This is a genomic window from Streptomyces sp. PA03-3a, from assembly GCF_033792735.1.
In the GTDB taxonomy this organism is placed as follows: domain Bacteria; phylum Actinomycetota; class Actinomycetes; order Streptomycetales; family Streptomycetaceae; genus Actinacidiphila.
In genome coordinates this window covers 63,140-74,813 of sequence record NZ_JARAVM010000040.1, presented here as the reverse complement: position 1 = coordinate 74,813, position 11,674 = coordinate 63,140, and the positions used below count along the sequence as shown (strand labels likewise).

The 11,674-nt window shown below is 72.3% G+C and carries 8 protein-coding genes; 6 read left to right on the top strand and 2 right to left on the bottom strand.

Going from position 1 to position 11,674, the window contains the following annotated elements:
- Positions 1-1,658 precede the first annotated feature (1,658 nt).
- Positions 1,659-2,429 (bottom strand): hypothetical protein, encoded by a 771-nt coding sequence (locus PV342_RS34500; protein WP_500320147.1) that lies wholly within the window; start codon positions 2,427-2,429, stop codon positions 1,659-1,661.
- 393 nt (positions 2,430-2,822) lie between these two features.
- Positions 2,823-3,227 (bottom strand): four-helix bundle copper-binding protein, encoded by a 405-nt coding sequence (locus PV342_RS34495; protein WP_386996154.1) that lies wholly within the window; start codon positions 3,225-3,227, stop codon positions 2,823-2,825.
- A gap of 320 nt (positions 3,228-3,547) precedes the next feature.
- On the opposite strand from PV342_RS34495, the gene PV342_RS34490 reads away from it, so the two are divergent.
- The 6 genes from PV342_RS34490 (at position 3,548) to PV342_RS34465 (ending at position 11,518) form a co-directional block, all read left to right on the top strand.
- Positions 3,548-3,811: a hypothetical protein gene (locus tag PV342_RS34490; protein ID WP_400804634.1), complete on the top strand. Its 264-nt coding sequence runs from the start codon at positions 3,548-3,550 to the stop codon at positions 3,809-3,811.
- A complete protein-coding gene (locus PV342_RS34485) occupies positions 3,808-4,173 on the top strand; it encodes a hypothetical protein (RefSeq protein ID WP_386996158.1) in 366 nt (121 codons plus the stop codon). The genes PV342_RS34490 and PV342_RS34485 overlap by 4 nt, the downstream gene beginning before the upstream one ends.
- Before the next feature lie 709 nt (positions 4,174-4,882).
- Positions 4,883-5,812: a hypothetical protein gene (locus PV342_RS34480; RefSeq protein ID WP_400804631.1), complete on the top strand. Its 930-nt coding sequence runs from the start codon at positions 4,883-4,885 to the stop codon at positions 5,810-5,812.
- Between the two features lie 114 nt (positions 5,813-5,926).
- Positions 5,927-6,373, top strand: coding sequence for a hypothetical protein (locus PV342_RS34475; protein WP_500320143.1), 447 nt, complete (start codon positions 5,927-5,929; stop codon positions 6,371-6,373).
- A gap of 173 nt (positions 6,374-6,546) precedes the next feature.
- Positions 6,547-10,482, top strand: coding sequence for an nSTAND1 domain-containing NTPase (locus PV342_RS34470; RefSeq protein ID WP_500320141.1), 3,936 nt, complete (start codon positions 6,547-6,549; stop codon positions 10,480-10,482).
- 151 nt (positions 10,483-10,633) lie between these two features.
- Positions 10,634-11,518, top strand: coding sequence for a C40 family peptidase (locus PV342_RS34465; RefSeq protein WP_400804621.1), 885 nt, complete (start codon positions 10,634-10,636; stop codon positions 11,516-11,518).
- Positions 11,519-11,674 lie beyond the last annotated feature (156 nt).

Here is an 11,674-nt window from a genome sequence, read left to right as displayed (position 1 = left end):
CATCACACCAACTCCCGCCCGGCAGAGGGGAAGGAACATCTGCCGGACACCACCATCCCAACCAAATAACCCAGGATTAAGCAACGACACGCTACTAGCCACGGGGCGGGGCACCATGGCCGTGGACATGGCCGCGGTGCTCGGCGCCCTTGCCGCCGGCATCGGCCCACCCCACGGGGCCCAGACACTTGTCTGATCCGTCCGAGATCCTGGGCCGGGAGTCTGCTGACTACTGTTAGGGATCGTTCCTTTCCCACGGCCCGACGGGCTGGGTTGGTTGGCGGTGAGGCGGCGGGCATACACCGGCTGGTCGCCGGGGAACGCCTCGAGGGGCTGCTCGCCGAACCGGACGTCAACCGATGTGCCGGTGAACGGGCAGGACGAGGTGTAAGCCGACCGGGGCGCCGGGCTGGAGCGCACTCCGGTGCGGTTCGCGGACGCGGCGGCCGTGCGCCGGCTCGCCTAGCGGCTCGCCTCCGCCGCCGGGCGGCTATATACACGTTGACTTCGGCTTCCAGGGCGGCGGCAGGCATCCGCCTCGCGCCCGCGCGGGCGATGTCGTCGTTCAGGGAGCACTCCAGCAGGTCGGCCGGTACATCACGCCGAGGACCACGTCGTCCACGCGGACGACCCGACGGCCGGTGTCAGAGGGCGGCAAAGCGACGGCGGTGCTCCATTTCGTCAGGATGCTCCCGGGGCAGTTGAGGCGCAGTGTGGAAGTGCGGCCCCGTCCAAGCGGAACGAGATTCAGCCCTCCGGGCGGGGTCGCCCATGGAGTGCGGCCCTGCCTGGATACCCTCGGCTCAGGCCGGGCGGGGCCGCTCATGCGCCCGTCTGGCCGTGCGGGGCGAAGCTGCGGTCAGGCGGGCCCACGGGCGCGGCCCCGCCGAAACGTGACCCGCCCGCCGAGGCGGGGCCGCTCGCCACCCATGCACGCCGCGACTTGTGGGCCTGCGCCAGCAGGCGGAGCGTGGGCATAGCCCCAAGGACCGTCCCCCCTGGCGTCCCTCGGCCGCGAGCTGGGTCCTTGCCGTGCGAGAGGCGGGGGCCCTTCTCTTGGCGCTACTTCTCGCGCGGTGTGGCCGGGTGGCGCCCATCGTGGAAGTGCGGTTCGGCATGACGTCCTCCATGCGACCTTCACGTGGGACCGCTCGGGAGATGGAGGAGTCCCTCGCCGCCGCGGGCTGCGCGGTGGGAGCCTCGCGATGTCCCCGAACACGGGTGCATCCTGGAGGTGCGGCTGATTGCCCCCCTCAGGGCAGGGCCGCGCATCGCCCGCCTGGACATGCCAGTGGTCCACGAAGCTGGCCGGACGGGCTCGGAGACGCGGTCCCGTCGATGGCTACCCCCCTGTCCGCGGCGGGGCCGCCCAAGCGCCCGCCCGGCTGGTCGTGTGAGCACTCCACGAGACATGGGCCCCAGCCGGGCAGGCTCTGGGCCACCGACGGAATTCGCTGACCTGCGGGAATGAGCTGGGTCGGCGTACCGGGGTCCCGTACTGATGGGTTGAGGTTCCCAGTCGTGCTGCACACGCGCGGGGTAACTCATTACGCATGGAGGCAGGGCCCCGTTGCTCTGTGTGTGACGAGTTACCTCTTCGTCACTGCGGCCACCCGGCTCTCCATGAGGACGTCGGGGACCGCCGGAGGACGGTGTGCCTAGTGCGACTGGAACGCCTTGATGCTAACCGCCGAACCGCCGGAACTGCGCGCCACCGCGGCGGCAGCGGCACCGGTTACCTTCACGATGGCGGTTCCCTGCGCTGGCACGAGTGTCAGATCGCCGACCGGCGTGACCTCGACCGCTTGCTGCGTGTCGCCTTGCGCAGGTTGGTCCCACACGATGTAGACGACCCTGACAGCGGCCGGCATGTCGTTCGCGTTCGTCAGCCTGACCTCAGAGAAACGTGCGAACTTGGAGACGTCGTGGCCGGTGCTGTCCAGCGCCTGTGTCGTCACCTCCTCCGTTCCCGACGGTGGGCTGTCCGCAGGAAGCACCTGGTGCACTGTGACGCGTACGTCCTCGACTTCGTGTTCGCGCGGGCCGGAGAAGCGCAGGATGTCGTAGCTGTACCCATGGGGCGCCACCAGATTGCCGTGATCGCTGCCGAACACGGTGCTGACCTTCACCTTGGGCAGGAGATGGTGGTTCTTGTCCAGGGCGCTGAAGGACAGCCGAAGGACCACAGGGTCCCGATAGGAATTGGCGATGCTCAGAGTCTGGTTGATCGTCTCGTCTTTGCCGGAGTCCCCGACGTACCGGAACGACACTCCCGGGAAACGGCTGCTGGATATGTCAGGCGCAGCATCGGCGCCCCCTGCCTTGCCGCACCCCGAGGCCAACACCGCCACCAACACCGCAGTCGCACCCGCGGCTATCAGTCTTCGTCTCCCCACCCTCACGAACCCTTCCCCTCCCATGGTCGTCAACCGGAGCACGCTATCCGACCGCGGTCGTGCTCCTCCACTGAGTAGGGGCGTCTGCACGTCACCGGCAGGTCTGAATGGTTCAGCCGAACCGGGCAGCCCGCTGGCCCCCGCCCGGGCCGACGCATCTGTGTGACGCACCGCCTGGACTGCGCGCTCGGTGGGCTGCCCTGGGGCGCAGCATTCCGTCACCTTGGTCTTCGCGTTTCGTCGGTTCCCCGCTCTGGGCATGGGTGAGCCCCCACCGCCGGGGTGCGGTGAGGGCTCGGGCCTTCGGCCCCCCGAGGTGCGGTGGTTCGGCAATGCGGCCGTCGCTGACTGCGCTGATGCCAGTCGTGGCGACGACGAGCGGCCTCCGTGGCGAACGCTGAGAAATGCAAGGCGTCGCCCTGCAGGTCAGCCCAGTGCTTGCAGCAGATCGCTGCAGGCCTGCTCACAGGAGCGGCAGGCCTCCGCGCAGATGCGGCAGTGCTCCATGCCGGTGTGGCGGCCGCATTCGTCGGCGCAGGCTTTGCATGCGGTCGCGCATGCCTGCAGGATCGCGCGGGTGACGTTGGCGTCGTATCCGGTGTGGCGGGAAAGGACGGACGCCGTGGCGTTGCAGATGTCTGCACAGTCCATGTCGGTACGAATGCACTTGGCGAGGTCGCCCACCATGCCCTCGGACAGGCAAGCGTCCGCACAGGCGGTACACGCTTGCGCACAGGCGATGCACTCCTCGATACAGCGGCTGAGCTTCTCCCGGTCGACGCTGCCAAGGTCGGCCGGATAGGTAGCGAGCATGTCCTTGACGGTGGTCATCGGTCGGCTCCTTATCCTGCCGGGACCGGCGGCCTGAGCGGCCGCCTGTCGAAGGACCCCGATAGTGGGTAATTAGCCGGTACGATCCGGCGCAAACGCGCATAAGCGGTTACGTACGAGTGCGGTCAGCGCGTAGCCCAGGACGACGCGGTTCGCCTCGCCGTCCGCGGCCTGGGCCATGCGACGGCCGAGGGCGTCGGACAGCACCGTGCCCGACGCACCCGTCCCACTTGCCCCGCATCCCCCCGGTTCCCTTCGGGTCGAACCGAACCCTGACCGCGTGCTATGTACTGGTACCGGCACATAGCTACACTGCTGGTATGGCAAAGCAGACGAACATCCGCCTGGACGAAGACGTCAAGGCAGCCGCCGAGGACCGGGCCAAGCGCCGCGGGTTGACCTTGCAGAAATACGTGGCTGACCTGATCGAGGCAGACGTCAACCAGTCCCGCGCGGCCTTCATGGCCGGCGCCGCATCGTTCCTGGCCACGTACGCGGACGTGTTCGACGGGGAAGTCGGTGAGGATCGGTATCCCGGCCTCACGGACAAGCCGGGGCAGACGGCGCCGCGGGACACCGCGTGAACCTTCGCATCGATCTCGCGTGGATCCTGGCAGTGGCGCAGCAGATTCCGGGGGATCCCCAGGTCGTCGACTACGGCGTCCCGGTCGCGGCGGAAGCTCGTCACCGCGCGGAGATCCTGGACCGTGAGGTCTACCCGGAACCCCATCACAAGGCTGCGGCGCTGCTGTGCGAGCTGGCGAGAAACCCGAGCCTGGAGATGCGGAACCTGCTGTTCGCGGCCACGGTGACCGCGGCCTACCTGTCGGCCTGCGGCATGCCGGTGAGCCCTGGCCTGGACAGCGTTCTCCCGCTGGCCCGCGCCGCCCGGGACGGGCTCCCGGTGCGCGAGGTCGCCGCTCAGATCAAGACCTGGACGAGCTGAACCTCTTATCCGGCGGGATCCCACCGAGGTCCTGGGCCGAAGTGGAGACGGTAGTTGCGCCCACGACCCGCAGAGTGCCGAGTCCTGAGCGCAGTGAGGCTGCAGCAGTCGCGCCGGCCGGCACCGCTGAACACGGGTGGCGATTCAGACTTCCTCGGCATCGGACTCGGCCCGGCCCGCTATAGAGGCCAGGTGCTCGATCAAGGCCGGAAGCATCAGCAGGCAGGCGGCAAGAGGAGCAGATCCGCCACCCCACCTCCGGGCAGGCCTACCACCAGCGCAAGCGCGCCAAAAAGGAGGCCAGAAAGAAGCCCTCCGCCGCCTCAAGCGCCGACCGGCCGACCTTCCCTGCCGCACGCGGATCCGCGACCGGGATACCTCTCTGATCACCCCCGCTTGACACATAGGGGTGGCAGCTGCGGCGGAAGGCACCCGTGCCGACGTCGGCGTTCCCTCCGCTGGGCTGCTCAGCAGATGTTGCCTCCCCCACCCCGTTCCCCCACCTCGCCCCCGGTTTCCCGGTCCGGCAGCCGGTGGGCAACGGGAAACCCGTCGACCCCGCCGGGCGGCGCCAGGAGTCTGTGTCTCGTCGGCGCACGGCACGACCGTGGCCGGCGGCAACCGAGGGGGCGCCCTCTCCGGTGCCGCACGGGGGACCGGGCGGCACCGGGGATCCGGGGCCATGACGTGGCAGGGGGAATCGGGGTCCATGAGACGTGCGCTCATGTCGTTGTGCGCGGTGACCGCGCTCGCCACCGCCGTGGTGACCGGTTGCGGTGACGGCGCCGGCGACGCCCGCGGACAGACCCGCCAGCACATCGGCGTGCGCACACCGGCGCTGACCTGGCGGCAGGAGGTCCGCGTCAACGACGCCCTCCAGCGGCTGACCAGCCGGTGCATGGGCCGCCAGGGCTTCGCCTACCAGGAGGAGCGCGATCTGACGCTCCAGGAGAGCCGGCCCGTGCGCTTCGTCCAGGACGACCTGACGTGGGCGCGCACCTACGGCTACGGAAGCCGCATCGAGACGAAGGGCGCGCGGCTGCGCGAGCGCAACGTCAACGGGACCTACCGCCAGGACCTGCCCGCCACGCGCCGCGCCCTGTTCGACGAGGCCCTGGACGGCGGCGACGGCGCCCGCATGCTCACCGCCCCGATGCCGAACGGCGGCGAGATCCGCAAGCGTATCGGCGGCTGCACCGAGGAGGCCGAGCGCACGCTCTACGGCGATCCCGCCGAGTGGTTCCGCACCAGCAAGATCGCGCTGAGCGCCAACTCCCTCTACGCCGGGCGGCTGATGAAGGACCCGCAGCTCACCGCGGCCGTCCGGGCGTGGTCCGCGTGCATGCGCGAGGCGGGCGAACCCTACCCGGACCCCCAGGCCGCCCAGGACGGCGTGCGGGCCGCGGCCGTGCGGCTGGGCGCGGCACGCGCCGACGAGGCCTTCGCCGCCGAGCGCAGGACCGCCGTCGCGGACGCCGACTGCGCGCGCCGCACCTCCCTGCGGGCCGTGGCCACGGCCCGGGAGAAGCACTACCTGGACCGCCTGCCCGACCGCTACGTCAAGGACATCGACACCTACCGCCGACTCGGCCGGCAGGCCTACGACCGGGCGGTGCGCATCGTTCCGGAGCGTGACTGACCACTCGCGCACGGAAGCGCCCCGTCCACCGGCGCGGGCACCCCACGGGCACCCGACGCCCCGCCCCGCCGGCGCACCACCACCGGGCACCATCGAGAAACGAGGGGAACCATCATGCGCAAGTTCACCGTCTCCGCAGCGCTCATCGGGCTCACCGCCCTGGGCGTGACCGTCCCGGCCGCCACGTCGCAGGCCGCTGAGAGCGCCGCCGCCGGCGCCGTGTGCGACAGCAAGTGGGGGGCGCGCAACGGCAACATGTACGCCTGGGACGGCTACGACTGCAACGGCAGCCCGATCATCGTCGCCGCCGGTGACAGCTCCAACTGGGGCGGCGCGAACGACCGGGCGTCCTCGGTGATGAACCGGGGCTACACGGGCAACCTGTCCATCGTGAAGTTCTTCTACCTGGCGGACCACCTCGGCGGTCACACCTGCCTGTACCCGGGCGAGCTGTACGCCGACAACCTGTCCGACAACAACTTCACCGACGGCCACGTCGTGGACAACAACATCCGGTCGCACCAGTGGGTCAACGGCGGCTGTGGAGCCACCCTGACCTGATCCGCCCCACCGGCGAGTTGCGCGCGGGGCCACCGCCCTCACCTGGGGGCACGCCCTGCCCGGGCACCGTAGGGACGCACGTCCGGAGCCGTCGACTCGGCTTCGGACGTGCGTCTTTGCGCCACAGCGAACAAACGCCGGGATGCCCCAGCCGTCCCCCCAGTAGCCTTGACGTGCGCCGTTGCACGGCCGTACTGCCCTGGGGGGACATCGTGGTCGACCCACGCCACGCGACCGAAGCAGACCACCTCGCCGCGGGGAACCCGGATGCGCCGACCACGCACTCGTTCCCCGCGCAACTTCGACGACTCCGGCGCGAACGCGGCCTTTCGCTCGCCGACCTGGCCCGCAGGACCCACTACAGCAAGGGCTACCTGAGCAAGATCGAGACCGGCGCGAAGCGGGCGACCGTCGACGTCGCCCGGCTCTGCGACCAAGTGCTGGGCGCGGAAGGAACGTTGCTCGGCCTCGTCGAGCGCGCGCCCCAACGTGCGGCGGGATCGCGCAAGGTGGCGGACGGGACCGGAGCGCAGTCCGAGGGGGCGTGTCCCTACCGGGGGCTGTCGGCGTTCGGACCGCAGGACTCGGCGTGGTTCTTCGGCCGGGAGCGGGCCACCGCCGTTCTAAACGAGCGGATTTTCGAACGGCTCGGCAGCGGACCGCTGATGCTCGTCGCGCCGTCCGGCGCGGGGAAGTCGTCCCTGCTGCACGCCGGTCTCGTCCCGGCGCTGCGGCGCGGTGACTTCCCGATGCCGGGGGCCGACCGGTGGCCCGTGGTGACCCTCACCCCGATCGCGCGGCCGCTCGAGGAGCTGCTGGAGCGGACCGGGAAGGCCCTGGGTGAGGACCTGGGTATCACCGCCGAGCAGCTCCGGCGCGAGCCCGCCGCGCTGCTGGAGGCCATCATGGCCCGCTCGGGCGGGTCACCGGCAGCGCCCGGGGGGCAGCGCCCGCCGCCGTCGCGTCCGGTGGTGATCGTCGACCAGTTCGAGGAACTCTTCACCGCCTGCGCCGACGAGGACGAACGTCGCGCCTTCGTCCGTGTGCTGGCCGCCCTGGCCGGCCCACCGCCGACGGCGGACCCGCACGCCCCCGGCATCGTGGTCCTCGGGGTCCGCGCCGACTTCGTCGGCAACTGCCTCGACCTGCCGGACCTCGCACCGGTGTTCACCGACGGACTGTTCGTCCTGCCCCCGATGTCCGAGGCGGAGCTGCGCGCCTCGATCACCCGCCCCGCGGAACTCGCCGGGCTCACCCTGCAACCGGGTCTGCTCCCCCTGCTGCTGCGCGACGCCGGGCTGCGCGGCGAGCCGGGCACCGCCCGCGGCGACGGCAGCGGCGACGAGACCCCCTCCGGCGCGCTGCCCCTGCTCTCGCACGCCCTGCTGGCCACCTGGCAGCAGCGCGAGGGCGCCGAGCTGACCGTCGCCGGGTACGAGCGGGCCGGAGGGATCCAGGGCGCGATCGCGCGGACGGCGGAGACGGTGTTCGCCCGGCTCTACCCGGCGGAGCAGCGCACCATCCGCCGCATCCTGTCGCGCCTGGTGTTCGTCACCGACGGCAGCGGCGTCACCCGCCGGCGTGTGAACAGGGTCGCGCTGATGGGGCAGTTCACGGATGCGGAGGGGGCCGCCGCCGCGCTCGACGCGTTCGTGCGAGCCCGACTGATCACCCTCGACCGCGACACCGTCGAGATCACGCACGAAGCGCTGCTGCACGCCTGGCCGCGCCTGCGCGACTGGATCCACGCCGACCGCGCCGGACTGCTGCTGCACCAGCAACTGGCCCACGCCGCCGCCGCATGGGAGAGCGAGGGCCGCGACCCCTCCGCGCTGTACCGCGGCACCCGGCTGGACGTCGTGCGCACCTGGGCCGACGAATCGGACGGATGGAGCCGCCTGAATCCGGGCGAGGAGGAGTTCCTGCGGGCGAGCCAAGTCGCCGAGGACGGCCACCGCGGGCAGCTCGGACGCCAGGCCCAGCTGCGGCAGTATCTGCTGGCCACCCTCGCCGTCCTGCTCGCGCTCGCGGTCACCGCCGGAGGGCTGGCCTACCAGCAGCGCGAGAGCGCCCGCAGCCAGGAACGCGTCGCGCACTCCCAGGCCCTCGCCGTCCGCTCGGCCTCCCTCGCCGGCGGCCGCCCGGAGGCGTCGATGCTGCTGGCGGAGCAGGCCTTCCGCACCCACGACACCCCCGAGGCGCGCGGCGCCCTGCTGAGCACCCAGTCCCAGCCGTTCGCCGCCCGGCTCGACGAACACCGCGGGCCCGTCAACACGGTGGCCTTCGCCCCGGGCGACAAGCTGCTGGCGACGGGGAGTTCGGACGGCACGGTGATCCTGCGCAGCATGCCCGGACACCGCACGGTCGCCGTGCTGCCGATGCGCGGGCCGGTGCGGTCGATCGCCTTCAGCCCCGACGGCCGCACCCTCGCGGCGACGTCGACGAGCGGTCCCGTCCAGCTCTGGGACGTCACCCGCCGCCGCGTGACGGCGACCCTCCCGGCAGCCACCCGGGCCGCCCGCGCGGTGGCGTTCGCCCCGCACGGGCGCGAGGTGGCCGTGGCCACCGCGGGCGGCACGATCGAGATGCGCGAGAGCAAGGGCGCGTACCGCGTCACCGCCGCGCTGCCCGGTCACCGCGGGGCCGTGTACGCGCTCGCCTACTCCCCCGACGGCCGCACCCTCGCCTCCGCCGGCGCCGACCGCACCGTACGCCTGTGGGACCTCCTGCGCGCACGCTCCCTCGACGTGCTGCGGGGCCACACCGACGGGGTGCTGGGCGTGGCGTTCTCCCCGGACGGCCGAGCGGTGGTGTCCGGCGGCATCGACCGGACGGTGCGGCTGTGGGACGTACGCACCGGCCGCCTCACCGCGACGCTGTCCGGCAGCAGCGACGACATCAACGCCGTCGCCTGGACGCCCGACGGCGCCACGGTCGTCGGCGCGGTCGGCGACGGGACGACGCGGCTGTGGGACGTGCACAGCCGGCGGCAGACGAGCGTGCTCGCCGGCCACACCGACTACGCGCTCGGCGTCGCCGTCGCCTCCGACGGGGCCCTGCTCGCCACGGCCGGCTTCGACCAGTCCGTGGTGCTGTGGAACCTCGCGGGCCCGGCGCTCACGGCTCGCCCGTTCACCGAGGTGTGGCAGGCCCAGTACAGCCCCGACGGCGGCCTGCTGGCCACCGCCGACACCGACCACACCGTGCGGCTGTGGGACACGGGCCGGCGCCGGCTGGTGGCGACCCTGCGCGGCCACACCGAGACGGTCTTCTCGGTGGCCTTCGCGCCCGACGGACGCAGCCTGGCCTCCGCCGGCTCCGACGGCACCGTCCGGCTGTGGGACGTGGCCGGGCACCGGCTGCTGGACACCCTGCCGGGCCACACCGGGCAGGTCTTCGCCGTCGCCTTCGCGCCCGACGGCCGCACCCTGGCCTCCGCCGGCAGCGACCGCACGGTCCGGCTCTGGGACACCTCGGACGGCCGCCCGCTGGCCGTGTTGACCGGCCACGACGACTTTGCCAACGATGTCACCTTCAGCCCCGACGGACGCCTCCTCGCCAGCGCCGGCGACGACCTGACCGTCCGGCTGTGGAACGTCACCACCCACCGCCGGCTCGCCACCCTCACCGGCCACACCGGCGCGGTGCGCAGCGTCACCTTCGCGCCGGGCGGCCGCACCCTGGCCAGCAGCGGCAACGACGGCACCGTCCGGCTGTGGGACGTGCGCCGCCAACGCACCGAGGCGACCCTGACCGGCCACGTCGGCTCGGTGCGCGGAGTGGCCTTCTCCCCCGACGGCCGCACCCTCGCCAGCAGCGGCAACGACCGCACCGTGCGCCTGTGGGACGTCGACGGGCGCCGGGGGTGGGCGACGCTGACGGGGCACACCAACTCGGTGTGGAGCGTCGTCTTCGCCCCCGACGGCCGCACCCTCGCCAGCAGCAGCACCGACGGCACCGTCCGGCTGTGGGACCTCGACCCGCAGGCCCGGCTGGCAGCGATCTGCCGGCTGCGCGCGCGCCTGGACGCCCGCGAGCTCGCCGCCCTGCTGCCCGGTGTCCCCGCGTCCGAGCTGCCGCGGGCGGCCGCCTGCGCCCGCCGGGGGTGACGGCCGCACTCCCAGTGGGCGCGGGTTTCCCGAGCGTTTCCCGTTGCCCACCGCAACAGGGCGACGCCCCGCACCTCGACGGGCCGGGGGCGCGGCCCCCAGGCTGCTGTCCGACCAGTTCCGCACACCACCAGAAAACGGGGGTCCTGGCATGGCCTGCCGGACAAGAGTCGTCCACACACTGATCGCCCTGCTCGCCCTTCTCCTCGCCGCACCGACCGCCACCGCCGCCGCGGGCCCGCCGCACGCTCCGCAACGGGACGCCGCCGCGTGCGGCGCTCTCGCCACGGGGGCCTCCGCGGCCGCCGAAGCCGCCATCGCCGCCGCCTGCGCCGAGGTGACGGCCGGCACCTGGTACACCTGGGGCGGCGGCCACGGCGCCCAACCCGGCGCCACCTACGGCCAGATCGACCCGACCGACCCCGACAGCGCGCACGACCCCGAGCGGCTCGGCTTCGACTGCTCCGGCCTCGTCCGCCACGCCTACGCCCGTGCCGCCGGCTCGGACATCCTCAACGGCACCGCCAGCACGCAGTACTACACCCACCGGGCGGCGAACCGCTTCACCGCCGCCCAGGGCCTGGCGCCGCTGCTCCCTGGCGACCTGCTCGCCTGGGGCCGCTCCGACGACCTGCACCACATCGCCATCTACCTCGGCGCGGGCAAGATGGTGGAGGCCAAGGAGTCCGGCACCCGCCTCATGGTCAGCGACGTCCGCCTGGGCGGCGACTACTACGGCGCCGTCCGCGTCAACACCGGTACGGTGACCGGCCACATCCACCGCACCTGGGGCAGCGGCGTGTGGACCAAGCAGACGCCCTCCCTCGGCGCCGGCCGCGTCTACGCCTTCCCCGGCCCGACCACCATCCGCGTGCAGTGCCAGAAGCACGCCGAACTCGTCGAGGCCGAGGGCTACTCCAACGACGTCTGGGCCTACCTGCCCGACTACAAGGCCTGGATGACCAACATCTACATCCAGGGACCCGCCTGGCTCGACGGGGTCCCCGACTGCGACACCGTGCCGCCCAAGCCCTGACGCACCGGGGCGCCGGTCGCCGCCACCCGCGGCCACCGGCGCCCGCACCCTCGTGCGCCCTGCGTGCGTCCGATCCCGCTCACAGCAACCGCGGCGCCTCAAGCTCGTGAGTCGTCAGCGTGCCGCTCTCGTCGGACTGCGGAAACCGCGCCGTCT